Source organism: Pseudomonas sp. MF4836, from assembly GCF_002018875.1.
Taxonomy (GTDB): Bacteria; Pseudomonadota; Gammaproteobacteria; order Pseudomonadales; family Pseudomonadaceae; genus Aquipseudomonas.
This window is the reverse complement of record NZ_MVOL01000004.1, coordinates 430,564-448,014: the sequence shown is the minus strand read 5'-3', so window position 1 is coordinate 448,014 and position 17,451 is coordinate 430,564. Positions and strand designations below refer to the sequence as shown.

General features: G+C 63.7%; 18 protein-coding genes and 1 other RNA gene. 8 read left to right on the top strand and 11 right to left on the bottom strand.

From position 1 onward, the window contains the following. Window positions 1-33: 33 nt before the first annotated feature. The 9 genes from gcvH to MF4836_RS12225 all read right to left on the bottom strand — a co-directional run bounded on the left by gcvH (window position 34) and on the right by MF4836_RS12225 (window position 9,398). On the bottom strand, window positions 34-417 hold the full coding sequence (gcvH, locus tag MF4836_RS12265) for a glycine cleavage system protein GcvH (RefSeq protein ID WP_020295916.1): 384 nt from the start codon (window positions 415-417) through the stop codon (window positions 34-36). A 52-nt stretch (window positions 418-469) separates the two neighbouring features. After that, a complete protein-coding gene (gene gcvT, locus MF4836_RS12260; RefSeq protein ID WP_078470536.1) occupies window positions 470-1,552 on the bottom strand; it encodes a glycine cleavage system aminomethyltransferase GcvT in 1,083 nt (360 codons plus the stop codon). A 154-nt stretch (window positions 1,553-1,706) separates the two neighbouring features. Continuing rightward, the gene (locus MF4836_RS12255) at window positions 1,707-3,323 is read right to left on the bottom strand and encodes an ABC transporter permease (protein ID WP_078470535.1); all 1,617 of its coding nucleotides are present in this window, start codon (window positions 3,321-3,323) and stop codon (window positions 1,707-1,709) included. A 136-nt stretch (window positions 3,324-3,459) separates the two neighbouring features. Next, a complete protein-coding gene (locus tag MF4836_RS12250; protein ID WP_078470534.1) occupies window positions 3,460-4,461 on the bottom strand; it encodes an extracellular solute-binding protein in 1,002 nt (333 codons plus the stop codon). 128 nt (window positions 4,462-4,589) lie between these two features. Further along, window positions 4,590-5,807, bottom strand: coding sequence for a 2-octaprenyl-3-methyl-6-methoxy-1,4-benzoquinol hydroxylase (locus tag MF4836_RS12245; protein WP_178102938.1), 1,218 nt, complete (start codon window positions 5,805-5,807; stop codon window positions 4,590-4,592). 9 nt (window positions 5,808-5,816) lie between these two features. Then, complete coding sequence (locus MF4836_RS12240; RefSeq protein WP_078470532.1) at window positions 5,817-6,302, bottom strand: DUF4442 domain-containing protein; 486 nt, start codon at window positions 6,300-6,302, stop codon at window positions 5,817-5,819. Continuing rightward, the gene (gene ubiH / locus MF4836_RS12235; protein WP_078470531.1) at window positions 6,295-7,482 is read right to left on the bottom strand and encodes a 2-octaprenyl-6-methoxyphenyl hydroxylase; all 1,188 of its coding nucleotides are present in this window, start codon (window positions 7,480-7,482) and stop codon (window positions 6,295-6,297) included. The genes MF4836_RS12240 and ubiH overlap by 8 nt, the downstream gene beginning before the upstream one ends. Beyond that, window positions 7,479-8,813: a Xaa-Pro aminopeptidase gene (pepP, locus tag MF4836_RS12230; protein ID WP_078470530.1), complete on the bottom strand. Its 1,335-nt coding sequence runs from the start codon at window positions 8,811-8,813 to the stop codon at window positions 7,479-7,481. The genes ubiH and pepP overlap by 4 nt, the downstream gene beginning before the upstream one ends. 27 nt (window positions 8,814-8,840) lie before the next feature. Next, on the bottom strand, window positions 8,841-9,398 hold the full coding sequence (locus MF4836_RS12225; protein WP_078470529.1) for a YecA/YgfB family protein: 558 nt from the start codon (window positions 9,396-9,398) through the stop codon (window positions 8,841-8,843). Between the two features lie 140 nt (window positions 9,399-9,538). Between MF4836_RS12225 and MF4836_RS12220 the strand changes: the two genes are divergently transcribed. From MF4836_RS12220 to MF4836_RS12205, 4 genes are all read left to right on the top strand, one after another. Then, complete coding sequence (locus MF4836_RS12220; protein WP_007940359.1) at window positions 9,539-9,748, top strand: TIGR02449 family protein; 210 nt, start codon at window positions 9,539-9,541, stop codon at window positions 9,746-9,748. Then, window positions 9,745-10,068, top strand: coding sequence for a cell division protein ZapA (locus MF4836_RS12215; RefSeq protein WP_020295926.1), 324 nt, complete (start codon window positions 9,745-9,747; stop codon window positions 10,066-10,068). Before MF4836_RS12220 ends, MF4836_RS12215 begins: the two co-directional genes overlap by 4 nt. Window positions 10,069-10,091: 23 nt before the next feature. Next, a non-coding RNA gene (gene ssrS, locus MF4836_RS12210) (6S RNA) lies at window positions 10,092-10,270 on the top strand. A gap of 105 nt (window positions 10,271-10,375) precedes the next feature. Continuing rightward, complete coding sequence (locus MF4836_RS12205) at window positions 10,376-11,005, top strand: 5-formyltetrahydrofolate cyclo-ligase (protein ID WP_078470528.1); 630 nt, start codon at window positions 10,376-10,378, stop codon at window positions 11,003-11,005. A gap of 7 nt (window positions 11,006-11,012) precedes the next feature. On the opposite strand, the gene MF4836_RS35510 is transcribed toward MF4836_RS12205, so the two are convergent. Next, on the bottom strand, window positions 11,013-11,159 hold the full coding sequence (locus MF4836_RS35510; protein ID WP_178102934.1) for a hypothetical protein: 147 nt from the start codon (window positions 11,157-11,159) through the stop codon (window positions 11,013-11,015). Window positions 11,160-11,353: 194 nt separating this feature from the next. On the opposite strand from MF4836_RS35510, the gene MF4836_RS12200 reads away from it, so the two are divergent. The 4 genes from MF4836_RS12200 (at window position 11,354) to MF4836_RS12185 (ending at window position 16,808) form a co-directional block, all read left to right on the top strand. Beyond that, window positions 11,354-11,803 (top strand): EVE domain-containing protein, encoded by a 450-nt coding sequence (locus MF4836_RS12200; RefSeq protein ID WP_078470527.1) that lies wholly within the window; start codon window positions 11,354-11,356, stop codon window positions 11,801-11,803. Window positions 11,804-11,998: 195 nt separating this feature from the next. Beyond that, on the top strand, window positions 11,999-12,964 hold the full coding sequence (locus MF4836_RS12195) for an HlyD family secretion protein (protein WP_078470526.1): 966 nt from the start codon (window positions 11,999-12,001) through the stop codon (window positions 12,962-12,964). Next, window positions 12,961-15,690, top strand: a complete 2,730-nt coding sequence (gene rbbA / locus MF4836_RS12190) for a ribosome-associated ATPase/putative transporter RbbA (RefSeq protein WP_078470525.1) — start codon at window positions 12,961-12,963, stop codon at window positions 15,688-15,690. The genes MF4836_RS12195 and rbbA overlap by 4 nt, the downstream gene beginning before the upstream one ends. Next, window positions 15,690-16,808, top strand: a complete 1,119-nt coding sequence (locus MF4836_RS12185; RefSeq protein WP_078470524.1) for an ABC transporter permease — start codon at window positions 15,690-15,692, stop codon at window positions 16,806-16,808. Before rbbA ends, MF4836_RS12185 begins: the two co-directional genes overlap by 1 nt. A 131-nt stretch (window positions 16,809-16,939) precedes the next feature. Here MF4836_RS12185 and MF4836_RS12180 read toward each other — a convergent pair whose 3' ends face one another. Next, window positions 16,940-17,347 (bottom strand): flagellar basal body-associated protein FliL, encoded by a 408-nt coding sequence (locus MF4836_RS12180; protein ID WP_020295933.1) that lies wholly within the window; start codon window positions 17,345-17,347, stop codon window positions 16,940-16,942. Window positions 17,348-17,451: the final 104 nt, after the last annotated feature.

Here is a 17,451-nt window from a genome sequence, read left to right as displayed (position 1 = left end):
CTCGAATGATCGAGGCTTTTTCTTTCCAAGGGCTTACTCGCCGATGGCGGCCTTGTAGCCGGCAGCGTCCAGCAGCTTATCCAGATCTGCGGCATTGCTTGGCTTGAGCTTGAAGATCCAGGCGCCATACGGGTCGCTGTTGAGCAGCTCGGGGCTGGCGCTCAACTCTTCGTTGATGGCAATCACTTCGCCCGCCACCGGTGCGTAGATATCGGAAGCCGCCTTGACCGACTCCACCACGCCCGCCTGATCCCCTGCACCGAACACGGTGCCGACTTCGGTCAGCTCGACGAATACCACGTCGCCCAAGGCTTCCTGAGCGTGGTCGCTAATACCCACGGTCACGCTGCCATCGGCTTCCACACGGGCCCATTCATGACTTTCGGCAAAACGCAGGTCGGCAGGGATATCGCTCATATTCTGTGTCCTCAAGAAGAAATGTCAGCGGCTGACTGCCCGCCGGAAAAAGTTAGATCAGGGTTTTGCCATGGCGCACGAAGGTCGGCTTGACCACTCGAACCGGGTACCACTTGCCACGGATTTCCACTTCTGCACGGTCGGCGGTGGCCATCGGCACCCGCGCCAGTGCGATCGATTTGCTCAGCGTAGGGGAGAAACTACCACTGGTGATCTCACCTTCGCCAACATCTGTGATGCGAACCACCTGATGCGCTCGCAAAACACCGCGTTCTTCCAGGACCAGGCCCACCAGCTTCTGCTTCACTCCGCTCGCCCGCTCGGCTTCCAGTGCAGTGCGACCGATGAATTTGCGTGAGGCCGGCTCCCAGGCAATGCTCCAGGCCATGTTGGCCGCCAGGGGCGAAACATCCTGGTGAATGTCCTGGCCGTACAGGTTCATCCCGGCCTCGAGACGCAAGGTATCGCGGGCGCCAAGGCCGATAGGGGAAATGCCTGCGCCCACCAGGTCGTTGAAGAATGCCGGGGCCTGATCGGCCGGAAACATGATTTCCAGACCATCCTCGCCGGTATAGCCGGTACGGGCGATAAACCAGTCACCGTCGAAACGGCCTTCGAATGGCTTGAGCTGGTGGATCAACGCGCCACGGGCCTGGGTCACCAGTTCGGCGATCTTGTGCCGCGCCTGGGGGCCCTGGATGGCGAGCAACGCCAGGTCCGAGCGTTCGCGCAACTGCACCTGGAACGCCCCCAGCTGCGCCTGCATCCAGGCGATGTCCTGGTCGCGAGTGGCGGCGTTGACCACCAGCCGGTAACCGTCTTCGGTGCGGTAGACCAGCATATCGTCGACGATGCCGCCACGTTCGTTGAGCATGGTGCTGTACAAAGCCTGCCCGGGGCTTTGCAGGCGCTCGACATCATTGGCCAGCAGATACTGGAGCCAGGCCTTGGCCTGGGGGCCGCTGATGTCGATCACGGTCATATGGGATACATCGAAAACACCGCAGTCACGGCGCACCTCATGGTGCTCCTCGACTTGCGAGCCGTAATGCAGAGGCATGTCCCAACCGCCAAAATCGACCATCTTCGCGCCAAGGGCGAGGTGAAAGTCATACAGAGGCGTGCGCTGTCCCATGGGTTTCTCCTTCCGGGCGTGGCGAAGGTGCGGACCGCCGCTGCACGAGTGAAAGCCTTGAAATAGATGGCTTTCAGCCGATTCCAGCCAGCAGATCCGAAGATGGACCGCACCGAATGCCGCGCATTGTAGCCGCAAGGTTGAGGACTGGCACCTAACCGATTCGATGAGCCGAGCGGCGGATCAAGCCAATGACCGGCAACAACCCGACCAGAACCAGGGTCAAGGCCGGCAGCGAAGCACGCGCCCACTCCCCTTCGCTGGTCATCTCGAAGATCCGTACCGCCAGCGTGTCCCAGCCGAACGGGCGCATCAGCAGGGTGGCGGGCATTTCCTTGAGCACATCGACGAACACCAGCAACGCGGCGCTGAGGGTTCCGGGCAGCAGCAACGGCAGATACACCTTGCAAAACAGTCGTGGCCCGCTGACCCCCAGGCTGCGGGCAGCTTCCGGCAAGGACGGACGGATCCGCGCCAGGCTGTTTTCCAGCGGCCCATAGGCCACCGCGATGAAGCGCACCAGATACGCCAGCAACAGCGCACAGAGGCTGCCCAGCAGCAGCGGCTTGCCGGCGCCGCCGAGCCAGCTCGACAGCGGGATCACCAGCTCGCGGTCCAGGTAACTGAACGCCAGCATGATTGACACCGCCAGCACCGAGCCCGGCAGCGCATAGCCGAGGTTGGCCAGGCTGACCCCGGTACGGATCGCCCGGGTCGGCGCGAGGCGCCGGGCAAACGCCAGCAGCAGGGCCACGCTCACCGTGATCAGCGCCGCCATGGCCCCCAGGTAAAGGGTGTGCACGATCAACCCGGCATAGCGCTCGTCGAGGTCGAAGCGTCCACGCTGCCAGAACCACACCACCAGTTGCAGCAGCGGAATCACGAAGGCGCAGGCGAAGACCAGCAGGCACCAACTGCTGGCTGCCAGGGCCCTGAGCCCGCGCAGGTGGTACAACGCCTTGCCCCGCGGCCGCTCATTGCCTGCACGGCTGGCGCCACGGGCGCGACGCTCGCCGTACAGCACCAGCATCACCGCCAGCAGCAACAGACTGGCCAGTTGCGCGGCGCTGGACAGGCTGAAGAAGCCATACCAGGTCTTGTAGATAGCGGTGGTGAACGTGTCGAAATTGAACACGGCGACTGCGCCGAAATCGGCCAGGGTCTCCATCAATGCCAAGGCCACGCCGGCGCCGATGGCCGGGCGCGCCATGGGCAGTGCCACGCGCCAGAACGCCTGCCACGGCGACTGGCCCAATACCCGCGCGGCCTCCATCAGGCCCTTGCCCTGGGCCAGGAATGCGGTGCGCGCCAGCAGGTAGACATAGGGGTAGAACACCAGCACCAGCACCAGGATCACCCCGCCGGTGGAACGCACCCGGGGCAGGCGCAACCCGCTGCCGAACCACTCACGCAGCAGGCTTTGCACCGGGCCGGAAAAATCCAGCAGGCCGACAAAGACAAAGGCCAGCACATAAGCCGGAATCGCGAACGGCAGCATCAGCGCCCAATCCAGCCAACGCCGACCGGGAAACTCACAGAGGCTGGTCAACCACGCCAGGCTGACCCCGAGCAGGGTCACGCCGACACCCACCCCCAACACCAGGACCAAGGTGTTGCCCAGCAGCCTCGGCATCTGGGTTTGCCACAGGTGCGACCAGATCTGCTGGTCGACCACCTGCCAGGACAGCAGCAGGACGCTCAGCGGCAGCAGGACCAGGGCGGCAATGGCGAAGACCAGGGGATACCAGCGGCGTTGGGCGGGATGGGCCACAAAAAACTCTCGGGCAGGTGGGACAGGCAAAAAGGCTTGCGGATCTCCGGGGCGAGGAGCGTGCTCGCGCTGGGCGGTATCGCCGCCCCTTTAAAGCAAACGCCCCGCATAGGCGGGGCGCAGTATAACGGCAGGCTCAGTTCCAGCCAGCGCGGTCCATCAGGCGAATGGCTTCGGCCTGGCGCTTGCCGGCCACTTCCACCGGCAGGGTATCGGCGACGAACTTGCCCCAACTGGCCACTTCAGCCGACGGCTGCACTGCCGGGTTGGCCGGAAATTCCTGGTTCACGTCGGCGAAGATCTTCTGCGCTTCCGGGGTGGTCATCCACTCCACCAGGGCCTTGGCGGCTTCCGGGTGCGGCGCATGCTTGGTCAGGCCGATGCCCGACAGGTTGACGTGCACCCCACGGTCGCCCTGGTTCGGCCAGAACAGCTTCACCGCCAGATCCGGCTTCTGCTTGTGCAGGCGGCCGTAGTAGTAGGTGTTGACGATACCGACGTCGCATTGCCCGGCGTTGATCGCTTCCAGCACCGCGATGTCGTCGGAGAACACATCGGTGGACAGGTTGTTGACCCAGCCCTTGACGATCTCTTCGGTTTTCTCCGCGCCATGGGTTTCGATCAGCGTGGCCGTCAGCGACTGGTTGTAGACCTTTTTCGCCGTGCGCAGGCACAGTCGGCCTTCCCATTGCTTGCCCGCCAGGGCTTCGTAAGTGGTCAAGTCACCCGGTTTAACGCGGTCGGTGGAGTAGGCGAGGGTCCGCGCGCGCAGGCTCAGGCCCGTCCAGGCGTGGGCCGAGGAGCGGTATTGCAGGGGGATATTGGCGTCGATCACCTTGGAGGTGAACGGTTGCAGAATGCCCATCTGCTCGGCTTGCCAGAGGTTGCCGGCATCCACGGTGAGCAGCAGGTCGGCGGTGGCGTTTTCACCCTCGGCCTTGATCCGCTGCATCAGGGGCGCTTCCTTGTCGGTGATGAACTTGACCTGTACCCCGGTTTTTTTGGTGTAGGCATCAAACACCGGCTTGATCAGCTCGTCGATACGCGAGGAGTAGACCACCACCTCATCGGCCGCCTGGGCGGTTCCGCCGATAAGGGTGAGTGCCAGGGCAGTCAGTAGACGCTTCGGTGCCAACATGGGAGCGGTCTCTCGATATCAAAGTGAGGCCAAATGATAAGGACTCACATTTACCTTCTCAAACCGAACGTGTCCTTGAGGCGTTACCAGATGTTGCACCGAACGCAATGGGCGCAGAGCCGAGGGGTTCAGGCCTTGGCCAATGCCGGCAGATCGCCGCTCAACCCCAGCGCCTGACGTACAAACAGCGCCTTGGCTTCGGGCATCTGGTCGACGATTTTCAACCCGGTGTTGCGCAGCCAGCGCAACGGCAGCGGGTCTGCCTGGAACAAACGTTCAAAGCCTTCCATCGCCGCCATCAACGCCAGGTTGTGCGGCATGCGCCGGCGTTCGAAACGGCTGAGCACCTTCACATCGGCCAGGCGCTCGCCACGGCTGTGCGCGCGCAGCAGTTCTTCGGCCAGCACCGCCGCATCGAGAAAGCCCAGGTTGACGCCTTGCCCGGCCAGCGGGTGGATGGTGTGCGCGGCGTCGCCGATCAGCGCCAGGCCCTCGGCTACGTAGCGCTTGGCATGGCGCTGGCGCAGCGGCACACAGAGCCGTGGGTCGGCGCTCAGCACCGTGCCCAGGCGACCCTCGAAGGCGCGCTCCAGCTCGCGGCAGAACACCTCGTCGTCCAGCGCCATGAGGCGCTCGGCCTCGCCTGGCGTGGTTGACCAGACAATCGAGCACCAGTCCTGCTGCCCATCGCGCTCCAGTGGCAGAAACGCCAAGGGGCCGTTGTCGGTGAAACGCTGCCAGGCGGTCAGTTGGTGCGGCTGGCTGCTGCGCACGCTGGTGACGATGGCGTAGTGCAGGTAATCCCATTCGCGGGTGGCGCAACCGGTCAGGCGCCGCACCGCCGAGTTGGCGCCATCGGCCGCGATCACCAGGGGCGCGCGCAGCACCCGGCCATCGGCCAGGGTCAGCAGCCAGTCATCCCCGGAGCGCCGCATCTGCTCCAGGCGCGCATTGGCCAGCAGGCCCAGGTCGCATTCGTGCAAACGCTCGAGCAAGGCGTCCTGGACCACGCGGTTCTCGACGATATGCCCCAGCACCTCGGCATGCACGCTGGCCGCCGAAAAGTGGATCTGCCCGGTGCCACTGCCATCCCAGACCTGCATCTGCGCGTAAGGGCTGGTGCGGCGTCGGGCAATCCCCTCCCAGACGCCCAGGCGTTGCAGGATCCGCTGGCTGGCCGCCGACAAGGCACTCACACGCGGCTCGAAGGGCGCCTCGGCAGCGAAGGGTTTGACCGTCAGCGGGCTGCCATCGAGCAGCAGGACTTCCAGCCCACTGTCCTGCAAGGCCAGCGCCAGGGCGCTACCGACCATTCCGGCACCGACAATCAGCAGATCTGCGCGCATTTCCATGCTTTAAGCCTGTCTCGCTTGCGGCTTGAGCCGCACGTAAAGGGTTTTATCGACCCGCGCCACCAAAGTGCCGTCGCCGTCGTGGATATCCACCTGCAACAACGGCAGGTACTTCTCGCCACTGGCGGTGTGCTGACGGATCTGCTCGAGCAGGGCCTGGTCGATCGTGAACCGGGCGAACACCGGGCCTTTGCCCGGGGCGATGAAATCAATGGTGGCGGCCTTGTCCCAGACGATGTACTCGCGGCCGAGGTTTTCCATCAGCATCAACATGAAAAACGGGTCGACCATGGCGTACAGGCTGCCGCCGAACTGGGTGCCGACATAGTTGCGGTTGTACCAGCCCAGGCCCATGGACACCCGGACCTCACGAAAATCCGCGCTGATGTGGCGGACCCGCACCCCGGCACCGAGGTACGGCGGATACAGGCACATGATCCAGCGCAGCAGGCGCGCCTTGCCCAGGCGCTGGTTCAGCCACTTAAGCATCCGGGCGCGTACCCAGGCCCATGGCCTGACGGGCAAACCAGCGCTTGGCCGGAGGCAAGAGATCCAGCCCCAGCAGGCCCATATTGCGCCCCAGGGACACCAGCGGCTGCTTGCTGCCAAACAGGCGGGTGACCTGGTCGGAGAAGCCCACGGTCAGGGTCTGATCCTGGCGCTGGCGTTCGCGATAAGCCTGCAAGGTGGCGAAATCCCCTGGCGAATCCTGGCTGGCCAGCAACGCATCGGCCAGGGCCTGGGCATCGCGCAGAGACAGGTTGAAGCCCTGGCCGGCAATCGGATGCAGGCTGTGGGCGGCGTTGCCGAGGACGGCCAGGTGCGGGCGCACCTGTTCTTCGGCCTCCACCAGTGACAGCGGATAAAGATGCCGCGCGCCCACTTGCTTGAGGGTGCCCAGGCGATAACCGAAGACGCCCTGCAGCTCGCTGAGGAAGCTGCGGTCATCCAGGCTGGCCAGGCGCTGCGCATCCATCCCCAGGCGGGTCCAGACCAGGGCGCAGCGATTTTCCGGCAGGGGCAGCAAGGCCATCGGCCCGTCATCGGTAAAACGCTCGAAGGCCATGCCGTTGTGGGCTTCGCTGGGGGTGATGTTGGCGATCAGCGCGCTCTGGTTGTAAGGGCGATTCTTGACCCCGATCCCCAGCTGCTCGCGCAACCCGGAGCGGCCGCCATCGGCCAATACCGCCAGCTCGCATTCCAGGGTGGTCTCGTCATTCAGGGTCAGGCGGTAGCCGTCCGGCAACGGCTCCATGCGCGTGACTTCAGCCGGGCAGCGCCAATTGATCACGTCCTTGTCCAGGGCCTGCCACAGGCACTGGCCAAGCCAGGCGTTCTCCACCACATAACCGAGGGCCGGAACCCCCTCCTCCATGGCCGACAGGCGCGCGGTGGAAAACCGCCCACGGTCGGAGACATGAATCTGCTTGATCGGCTCGGCGCGACGGGAAATTTCCTGCCACACACCCAGCCGCTGATAAATCTGTCGCGCGCCAAAGGACAGTGCCGAGGAGCGGGCGTCATAGCTGGGCTGGTAACTGTCGCCGGGGGCGAAGGGTTCGATCAGCACGATCTTCCAGCCCCGGGCCTTGGCCCCGGCCTGCAACGCCAACGCCAGGCTGGCGCCGACCAGGCCGCCACCGATGATCGCCAGATTGACCCGGGTCATGCGACCTGGGCCCGTGCGGCGGCCATCAGTGCTTCGATCTCGGCGACCGTCTTCGGCACGCCACCGGTGAGAATCTCACAACCTTGCTTGGTCACAACCACGTCATCCTCGATGCGCACGCCAATGCCGCGCCACTTCTTCGCCACGTTCTGATTGTCCGGGGCAATGTAAATCCCCGGCTCCACCGTCAGCGCCATGCCGACCTCCAGCACCCGCCATTCGCCGCCGACCTTGTACTCGCCGACGTCGTGCACATCCATGCCCAGCCAGTGCCCGGCGCGGTGCATGTAAAACGCCTTGTAGGCTTCGCTGGCGATCAGTTCGTCGACATCGCCTTCGAGCAAACCCAACTGCACCAGGCCCTGGGTGATCACTTGCACCGTGGCCTCATGGGCCTGGTTCCAGTGCTTGTTCGGTGCAATCTCGGCAAACGCCGCTTCCTGGGAAGCCAGGACCAATTCGTAGATCGCCTTCTGCTCCGTCGAAAACCGACCGTTGACCGGCCAGGTACGGGTGATGTCGCTGGCGTAGCAGTCGATCTCGCAACCGGCATCGATCAGCACCAGATCACCGTCCTTGAGCAGCGCGTCATTCTGCTGGTAATGCAGGATGCAGCTGTTGCGCCCGGCGGCGACGATGGAACCGTAGGCCGGCATCTTCGCCCCGCCCTTGCGGAACTCGTAGTCCAACTCGGCTTCCAGACTGAACTCATGCAGACCGGCTCGGCTGGCCTGCATGGCGCGGATATGGGCCTGGGCGGAAATCCGCGCGGCTTCACGCATGACCTTCACTTCTGCCGCCGATTTATACAGGCGCATGTCGTGCAGCAGATGATCCAGGGCAACGAATTCGTTCGGCGGCTGGGCGCCGAGGTGCGCTTTAGAGCGGATGACGTTGATCCAGTCCATCAGGTGCCGGTCGAATTCCGGATTGCTGCCCATGGCCGAATAGACCCGGTCACGCCCTTCGATCAGGCCCGGCAGGATGTCGTCGATGTCGGTGATGGGGAAGGCATCGTCAGCGCCGTAGTCGCGCATCGCGCCTTCCTGGCCAGCCCGCAGGCCGTCCCAGAGTTCACGCTCGGCGTTGCGCTCACGGCAGAACAGCACGTACTCGCCATGCTCGCGGCCCGGCATCAGGACGATGACCGCCTGGGGCTCGGGGAAACCGCTGAGGTATTGGAAGTCGCTGTCCTGGCGGTACACGTGCTCGACATCGCGATTGCGGATCGCCACGGCGGCGGCCGGCAGAATCGCGATGCTGTTGGGTTCCATCTGCGCCATGAGCGCCTTGCGGCGGCGGGTGTATTCCGATTTCGGGATATGGATCATGGGCAGACGGACTTCCCTATCAAGCAGTTAGTGCAAAGACGGCTTGGCAGCCGGTTCAACTTTCTTGTTGGTCTCGGTGAACAACAGCAAGGGGGCGACCCGCAGGTACTCCATCACTTCCATATAGTCGCTTTCGCCGTCATCGGATTCTTCCAGGGCATCTTGCACCTGGGCGATCGCGGCAAGGTCTTGCAACACTTCGGTGGCTTCGGTGCTCAGGGCGCTGCTGTCGCGGGAGTTCAAGCCGAAACCGCTGAGGAAGCCCTGGCACCACTGGCCCAGTGCCGCGGCACGTTCGGTCAGGGGCGCATCGTCGCTGGGCAACAGCAGAACCACGGTCATGTCATCGCTGGTCAGCTCGCCCTTGACCATTTCCTGCAGGCCGATCAAGGCGTTGCGCACGTTGTCTTGTGGTTCGCCTTCGAGCAGTTCGGCGGCGTCGATCAACCAGCCGTCGACATCAAAGCCGGCGCCGGCGCAACTGCGACCGAGCAACAGGCCGTGCAATTCGGCTGGCGAGACAGGGTGACCGCTGCTGGTGAGCAGGGTGGCGAAGGCGTTGTACGGAGAATTCTGAATGGGCATGGGCAGCTAGGCGCCAAGCGGCGCAATGTCTAGAATGGAGGCCTTGTATCGTAGCATCGGCGGACGCGCCAAGACCATCAAGGCCGTCAACTCGTTTGCCCAGCCTGTTGCCACTCATCAGACAAATCCAGTGGGATCCAATGGAAGACACCGACCTGCAAGCGCTGATGGCCAGACTCGAATTGCTAATTACCAGGGTCGAGCAACTAAAGAGTCAAAACGCACTCTTATTAGCTCAGGAAAAGACCTGGCGCGAGGAACGCGCGCACCTCATTGAAAAAAATGAAATCGCCCGGCGTAAGGTCGAATCGATGATTTCGCGCCTCAAGGCCCTGGAGCAAGACTCATGAGTTCAAGCAATAGCGTAACCGTGCAGATCCTCGACAAAGAGTATTCGATCATCTGCCCCCAGGAAGAGCGCAGCAACCTGGTGAGCGCCGCCCGTTACCTGGACGGCAAGATGCGCGAGATTCGCAGCAGCGGCAAAGTCATAGGCGCCGATCGCATCGCCGTCATGGCCGCCCTCAACATTACCCACGATTTGCTGCACAAGCAGGAGCGCCCCGATATACAGGCCAGCGGTTCGACCCGCGAGCAAGTACGCGACCTGCTGGAGCGCGTCGATCTGGTCCTGGCGACCGATCCGGAACAACCCAAAGCTGATTCCTGAAGGCGGTTGCGGTATACTCCCGCCACTCCCTGGGGTGCTTGCCAGTTGACGATGTCCCTGAGCCGATTCGCACTACCCTGGAGGTTGCACGTTGGGCTGGTGTGCATGTCCGCTAGACGGAAAGCCTTAAAGCCTACTGCATCTTCCACCTTGAACTTTCGGGTTCAAGGGCTAAGTCGACAGCGGTTCATCCGGGGAGCCTGAATTGCAAACCAATGCCAGCCATCGTGCTGGCATTGTTGTTTCTGGCGCCGGCCGTTTAGCGGTAGGCTGGGCCATCCGAACCCAGCTCCCACGGCCTGCCCCCATGACCGACGCCCCCCTCTCCCGCCCGCAACTTCGTCGCCTGCTGCGCCGCGCGCGGCGTGCCCTCAGCCCCAGCGAGCAGCGCCAGGCCGCACGCGGGCTGTATCGACAGCTGGCGCAAAACCCGCTGTTCCGCCGGGCGCGGCATATTTCCCTGTACCTACCCACCGACGGTGAAATCGACCCGCGCCTGCTGCTGCGCGCCGCCCAGCGTCGGGGCAAGGCCACCTACCTGCCGGTGCTCAGCGCCTGGCCCAGGACCAAGATGGTGTTCCAGCGGGTACGTCCGGGAGAGAAGCTGCGGCCCAATCGTTTCCGGATTCTTGAACCACGGGTGAATGTCGCACGCCAGCGCAAGGTCTGGGCCCTGGACCTGGTGCTATTGCCGTTGGTCGGTTTCGACGATATGGGGGGGCGCCTGGGGATGGGCGGCGGCTTCTATGACCGCAGCCTGGCGTACCTGGCCCGGCGCCAGAATTGGCGCAAGCCGACGCTATTGGGCCTGGCGCATGAGTGTCAGAAGGTCGAGCGACTGGATCAGGCGAGCTGGGATGTGCCGTTGCAGGCTACGGTGACAGACGGGCGGTGGTATTTTGCAGAGCAGGCGCCACTTGAAGGCAGCGGCGCCTGAGACGGGATCAACGCTTGAAGGGTTGCTGCTGTTGCGCGAGCTCGATCGGGGCATCGGCTTTACTGGCCCACAGGCTCTGCGCATAGCCAGTGGTCACCACACCCAAACCGAACAAAATAACCAAAATCCATAGTAAATCCGGTTTGCGTTTCATCGATTGCCCCCCTAAGGCCTATCACACACGATGACAGCAACGGCTTGCGTAATAGTCCGTGCAGCAGCGTCAAGCTTAAAATCCCGGCATTCTGCGATAACGTGAACCGACACGCAAATGCTGACGTCAACCGACTGTCGGTTTGTCATAAAATTGCCAGACAACTTGCCCACAGCCCTCGAGGAGCGCAAAAAATGGCCTATTGGCTGATGAAGTCCGAGCCCGAAGAACTCTCGATCAAGGGCCTGGAAAAGCTCGGCGAAGCCCGTTGGGACGGGGTGCGCAATTACCAGGCACGCAACTTCCTGCGGGCCATGGCGGTGGGCGACCTATTCTTCTTCTATCACTCCAGTTGCCCGGAGCCCGGGATCGCCGGCATCGGGCAGATCATCGAAGCCGCCTACCCGGACCCAACGGCCCTGGACCCGCAAAGTCCCTACTTCGACGCCAAGGCCACGCCGGAAAAAAATGCCTGGAGTGCAATCACCGTTGCCCATGTCGAGACTTTCTCCCAGGTGTTGCGCCTGGACTATTTGAAACAACAGGCCGCCCTCGACGAAATGCCGCTGGTACAAAAAGGCAGCCGCCTCTCGGTGATGCCGGTGACCGCCGAGCAATGGGCCGCGGTACTGGCCCTGCGCTGATCCACGGCAAGCCGTGCCGCGCACCGCTCGTGGCACGCGCCCACGGCTTTTATCTCGAGAACCCGGCAGTCACTTCGCACAACCATGCATCGTCTGGCCAATAGGGTTAGGCTTACGGCTTTCATTTGACGGGTATCAAGTCGCCTAACGGCGTCTACCGTCAGACTTGGACGCTATAAGCCGCAGGATGCACCTATGTCGACGAACCATCGTTCTTCCCGCCTTTTCGCCATTTCTTTATTGGTCCTGCTGCTCGCTGCCGGCGGCTTCGGTTATTGGAAGTCGCTCAGCGATCGCCTGCCCGAAGGCCTGAGCATGGGCAACGGTCGGCTCGAAGCCACAGAAGTGCAGATCGCCAGCAAGATCCCCGGGCGCCTGGCGGAAGTGCGGGTCAACGAAGGTGACAAAGTCCTGCAAGGCCAACTCCTCGCGCGCATGGACACCCGCACCCTGGAGGCCCAGCGCACCCAGGCGGAAGCGGAAGTGCTGCGGGCGCGGGAAAACTTCGCGGCCGCCGAAGCCAACGTGCAGCTGCGCCAGAGCGAGTTGTTGCTGGCCAACCAGGAATTCAAGCGCTCCCAGGAGCTGTTCAAGCGCGGCTTCGCCAGCCAGCAGATCATCGACCAGCAACAGGCCCGCCTGAACACCGGGAACGCGGCCGTGCTGGCCGCCAGGTCCCAGGTCGCGGCGGTCCAGGCCGCCATCGGCGCCGCCCAGGCCCAGGTTGCCCAGCTCACCAGCGAGATCGACGACAGCAGCCTGCGTGCGCCCATCGACGGCATTATCCAGCTGCGCCTGGCCGAGCCGGGCGAAGTCCTGGGTGCCGGCGGCCGGGTCCTGCTGCTGATTGACCCCAATGACCAGTACATGAACCTCTACCTGCCCGCCTCGGTCACCGGTCGCCTGACCGTTGGCTCGGACGCGCGGATCCTGCTCGACGCCCTGCCCGATCAGCCGCTGCCGGCAAAAATCACCTTTGTCGCGGCCAAGTCCCAGTTCACCCCGAAAGAAGTCGAGACCCGTGACGAGCGGCAGAAGCTGGTGTTCCGGGTAAAACTGCGGCTGACCGAGCCGAGTGCCGTGCCTCAGGCCAAACCGGGCATGCCCGGCGCCGGCTATGTGCGCACCGCGACCGTGGACTGGCCGGCTAACCTGCAATGACCGCCCTGGCGCTGCAAGCCACGGGGATCAACCATCGCTATGGGCAACAGCAGGCCCTGATCGACATTGCCTTCAACCTGCCGGCGGGCACCCGCTGCGGGCTGATCGGCCCGGATGGCGCCGGCAAGTCGAGCCTGCTGGGCCTGATCGCCGGGGTCAAAAAGCTGCAACAGGGCCAGCTCGAAGTACTGGGCGGCCCCATCGAGCAGCGCCGGCACCGCAACAGCCTGTATCCCCGCATCGCCTTCATGCCCCAGGGCCTGGGCGGCAACCTGTACCCCGAACTGTCGATCAGCGAAAACATCCGCTTCTTTGCCACCCTGTTCGGCCTGTCGAAAGCCGAATGCGAGCAGCGCATGCATGGCCTGCTGCTGGCCACCGACCTGCTGCGCTTCGCCGAGCGGCCGGCGGGCAAGTTGTCCGGCGGCATGAAGCAGAAGCTCGGACTGTGTTGCGCCCTGATCCACGAGCCGGACCTGCTGATCCTCGATGAGCCGACCACCGGCGTCGACCCCCTGTCCCGCCGGCGCTTCTGGGAGTTGGTGGAAGACGTGCGCAGCCAGCGCCCGCAGCTGACCCTGCTGGTCGCCACGGCGTATATGGAAGAAGCCGAACAGTTCGAACACTGCCTGATGCTCGATCGCGGCAAGCTGATCGCCCAGGGCCTGAGCTGCGAGCTGGCGGCGGCAACCCCCAGCGGCAAGCTCGACGAAGCCTTTACCCATTTCCAGGGTGACAGCGGCCATAACAATGAGCCGCTGGTGATCCCGCCGCGCGCCGGCGACAACCACGACATCGCCATCGAAGCCCACGAGCTGACCCTGCGTTTCGGCGATTTCACGGCGGTGAACAAAGTCAGCTTCGCCATCGGCCGCGGCGAGATTTTTGGCTTCCTGGGCTCCAATGGCTGTGGCAAGACCACCACCATGAAAGTCCTGACCGGGCTGATGCCGGCCACTGAAGGCAGCGCCAAACTGCTGGGCAACCCGGTCAACGCCAAGGACCTGGCAACCCGCAAACGCGTGGGTTTCATGTCCCAGAGCTTCTCGCTGTACGGCGAACTCAGCGTGCGCCAGAACCTGGTGCTGCACGCCCGGCTATTCGACCTGCCGGCCAGTGAAAGCGCGCCGCGTATCGAAGAACTGATCCAGCGTTTCGACCTCGGCGCCATCGCCGAGCAGCAGTCCGGCGCCCTGCCCCTGGGCCTGCGCCAACGCCTGTCGCTCGCGGTGGCAGTGCTGCATCGTCCGGAAGTGCTGATCCTCGATGAACCGACCTCGGGCGTCGACCCCGCGGCACGCGATGACTTCTGGCGCCTGCTGATCGAGTTGTCGCGCGAGCAGGGGGTGACGATTTTCCTGTCCACCCATTTCATGAACGAAGCCCAGCGCTGCGACCGCATTTCCCTGATGCACGCCGGCAAGGTACTGGCCTGCGACACCCCCGCCGCGCTGCAACAGCAGTTCGCCGGCGATACCCTGGAAGCCGCCTTCGTGACCTGCCTGGAGCAGGCCCAAGGTGCCGCCGACGCCGCACCGACGCCAGCCCCTGCGGCAGAAACCACCCAGGCCCCGAGCAGCGTACCGCCAAGCAAACCCGGTTTCAGCCTGGCTCGCCTGCTGGCCGTGGCCACCCGCGAGGGTAAGGAATTGCTGCGCGACAAGGTGCGCCTGGGCTTTGCCCTGCTGGGGGCGATTTTCATGATGGTGATCTTCGGCTACGGCATTTCCCTGGATGTGGAGAAGCTGGCTTTCGCCGTCTACGACCAAGACCAGACGCCGCAAAGCCGCGCCTACCTGGAGGCGTTTCGCAGCTCGCGGTACTTTCAGGAACAGCCGCCGATCCGCGATTCGGCCGAACTGCACCGACGCCTGCAGCGCTCGGAAATCAAGCTGGCACTGGAAATCCCCCCCGGTTTCGGCCGCGATCTGTACGCCGGGCGCCAACCTGCGGTGGCGGCCTGGCTGGATGGCGGTATGCCGTTTCGCGCCGAAACCAGTCGCAACTATGTCGAGGCCGTGCACCAGGCCAACCTGGAGCAACTGGCCGAACAAAGCAGCCCGGCCTACAACCCGCGCCCTGCGGCCCGGCTGGAAACACGCTTTCGCTACAACCAGGACGTGGTCAGCGTGAACGCCATCGGCCCCGGGGTGATGGCGCTGATCCTGGCGTTTATCCCGGCGATGCTGACGGCGCTCGGGATTGTCCGCGAGAAGGAACTGGGCTCGATCACCAACTTCTACGCCACACCCCTGACGCGCCTGGAGTTTCTCCTGGGCAAGCAGGCGCCGTACCTGGCGGTCAGCCTGATCAACCTCGGCCTGCTGGTGGCGATGAATCGCTGGCTGTTTGGCGTGCCTTTCAAGGGTAGCGGCCTGACCCTGGCCTTCGGCGGCATGCTTTATGTGCTGGCCACCACCAGCATGGGCTTGCTGATCTCGGCATTCACCCGGACCCAGATCGCGGCGATCCTCGGCACCATGATCATCACCAGCCTGCCGACAATCCAGTTCTCCGGGCTGATCGTGCCGCGCTCGTCCCTTGAAGGCGCGGCGGCCTTTATGGGGCAGATGTTCCCTGCCGGCTATTTCCTCGATATCGCCGTCGGCACCTTCACCAAAGCCCTGGACCTGCGCCAGCTGTGGCCGCAGTGCCTGGCGCTGTTCGGGTTCTTCCTCGGCTTCACCGGGCTCAGCCTGGCCATGCTGAAAAAGCAGGAGGTCTGATGCACCAGCTCACCCACATCCTGCGCCTGGGCCTCAAGGAACTCACCAGCCTGCGCCACGACAGCGTACTGCTGCTGTTCCTGCTGTACGCCTTCACGGTGGCGATCTACATGCCTGCGGCCGGCTCGGTCATCGGCGTGCACAACGCCAGCGTAGCCCTGGTGGACGAGGACCACAGCCACCTCTCCCGACAGTTGGCCGAAGCCCTGCAGCCGCCCGAATTCCAGAGCGCGGTGGCGCTGCCCTACGACCAGTTGGACAGGGTCATGGACAGTGGCCAGTACACGTTCGTGATCAACGTACCGGCCAACTTCCAGAGCGATCTGCTGGCCGGGCGCGAGCCCGCGGTGCAGGTCAACGTCGATGCCACGGCCATGAGCCAGGCGTTCATGGGCGCCGGCTATATAGGACGGATCTTCCAGCGCGAACTGCTGACCTACGGCGGCCAGAACGAAGCGACCAGCAAGGCGCCCGCCCTGCTGACCACGCGCGCGCTGTTCAACACCAACCTCGAAGGGGGCTGGTTCCTGGCGGTGATCCAGATCGTCAATAACATCACCATCCTCGCCATCGTCCTCACCGGCACCGCCCTGCTGCGCGAACGCGAGCACGGCACCCTGGACCACTTGCTGGTGCTGCCGCTGACGGCACTGGAAATCATGCTGGCAAAAATCTGGAGCAACATGCTGGTGGTGGTGCTCTGCACCTGGATCTCGCTGGAGGTGATCGTCAAAGGTGCCCTGGGGGTGCCGCTGGCGGGCTCGATGACTTTGTTTTTGCTGGTGACCGCGCTGTACCTGTTCGCCAGCACCGCCCTGGGGATTTTCCTCGCGACCCTGGCCCGTTCCACGCCGCAGTTTGGCCTGCTGGCGATTCCGGTAATCATCCCGATGCTGCTGTTATCGGGCGGCAGCACGCCGCTGGACAGCATGCCGCAGTGGCTGCAATGGGTGATGCAGGGCTCGCCGTCGACGCATTTCGTCAGCCTGAGCGCGGCGATCCTGTTTCGCGACGCCGGGGTCAGCGTGGTGTGGCCGGACCTGTTGGCCCTGGCGGGGATCGGCCTGTTGTTCTTCGCCATTGCCCTGGCGCGCTTTCGCAAAAGCCTGGCCTCATAGCCGCCGGGGTTTAGCCGACGCCGAAAACGACACAGCGCCGGCCCGCCGATTCCTGGAGAGTCATGCCCAGGGGTCGACGTGCAGGCGCTGGAGGCAGGTGCGGCACCTCGCTCGAGATGCCGAGCCGCGGCTTACTGGATGATCAGGTTGTTGAACAGCAGGTCTTCCACCACCGGCTTGCCGGTTTCGTCGTTCATCACCTGCTGGGTCTGCTTCAGGGCTTCCTGGCGCAGTTTTTCCTTGGCTTCGACGTTGTTCATGGTCTCGGTGGTCTGCTGGGCGAACAGCGCCACCAACTGGTTGCGGATCAACGGCTCATTGGCCTTGACCGCCTTGGCCGCTTCATCGCCCGTGACCCGCAGGGCGACGTCGGCCTTGTAGACCTTGAGCTTCTGGGTGCCATCGAGGCCGTAGTTACCCACGAACGGCGGGCTCAGGCTGATGTAGCTGACTTTCGGTGCTTCGCCTTCTTTGGCTTCTTCAGCCATGGCTGCCATGGGCAGAGTCAGGGCCAGCATCAACATGATCCACGCTTTCACAGTTCGCTCCTTATCCGGTTTGCGGCCTAGCATAAAGGCCCCACTGCCTGAGCCCAAGCACAAAGCTTATGGGCGGCTATCAGGACGGGGCATGCTCGTTGACC

Bases quoted from the DNA above. Each gene is read 5' to 3' on its own strand.
- MF4836_RS12240 (WP_078470532.1), bottom strand. From the start codon at position 6,302: ATGCTTAAGTGGCTGAACCAGCGCCTGGGCAAGGCGCGCCTGCTGCGC.
- MF4836_RS12195 (WP_078470526.1), top strand. From the start codon at position 11,999: ATGTCGACGAACCATCGTTCTTCCCGCCTTTTCGCCATTTCTTTATTG.
- MF4836_RS12225 (WP_078470529.1), bottom strand. From the start codon at position 9,398: ATGCCCATTCAGAATTCTCCGTACAACGCCTTCGCCACCCTGCTCACC.
- MF4836_RS12245 (WP_178102938.1), bottom strand. From the start codon at position 5,807: ATGCGCGCAGATCTGCTGATTGTCGGTGCCGGAATGGTCGGTAGCGCC.
- MF4836_RS12200 (WP_078470527.1), top strand. From the start codon at position 11,354: ATGGCCTATTGGCTGATGAAGTCCGAGCCCGAAGAACTCTCGATCAAG.
- MF4836_RS12185 (WP_078470524.1), top strand. From the start codon at position 15,690: ATGCACCAGCTCACCCACATCCTGCGCCTGGGCCTCAAGGAACTCACC.
- pepP (WP_078470530.1), bottom strand. From the start codon at position 8,813: ATGATCCATATCCCGAAATCGGAATACACCCGCCGCCGCAAGGCGCTC.
- MF4836_RS35510 (WP_178102934.1), bottom strand. From the start codon at position 11,159: ATGAAACGCAAACCGGATTTACTATGGATTTTGGTTATTTTGTTCGGT.
- MF4836_RS12215 (WP_020295926.1), top strand. From the start codon at position 9,745: ATGAGTTCAAGCAATAGCGTAACCGTGCAGATCCTCGACAAAGAGTAT.
- gcvT (WP_078470536.1), bottom strand. From the start codon at position 1,552: ATGGGACAGCGCACGCCTCTGTATGACTTTCACCTCGCCCTTGGCGCG.
- MF4836_RS12220 (WP_007940359.1), top strand. From the start codon at position 9,539: ATGGAAGACACCGACCTGCAAGCGCTGATGGCCAGACTCGAATTGCTA.
- ubiH (WP_078470531.1), bottom strand. From the start codon at position 7,482: ATGACCCGGGTCAATCTGGCGATCATCGGTGGCGGCCTGGTCGGCGCC.
- MF4836_RS12205 (WP_078470528.1), top strand. From the start codon at position 10,376: ATGACCGACGCCCCCCTCTCCCGCCCGCAACTTCGTCGCCTGCTGCGC.
- rbbA (WP_078470525.1), top strand. From the start codon at position 12,961: ATGACCGCCCTGGCGCTGCAAGCCACGGGGATCAACCATCGCTATGGG.
- MF4836_RS12250 (WP_078470534.1), bottom strand. From the start codon at position 4,461: ATGTTGGCACCGAAGCGTCTACTGACTGCCCTGGCACTCACCCTTATC.
- gcvH (WP_020295916.1), bottom strand. From the start codon at position 417: ATGAGCGATATCCCTGCCGACCTGCGTTTTGCCGAAAGTCATGAATGG.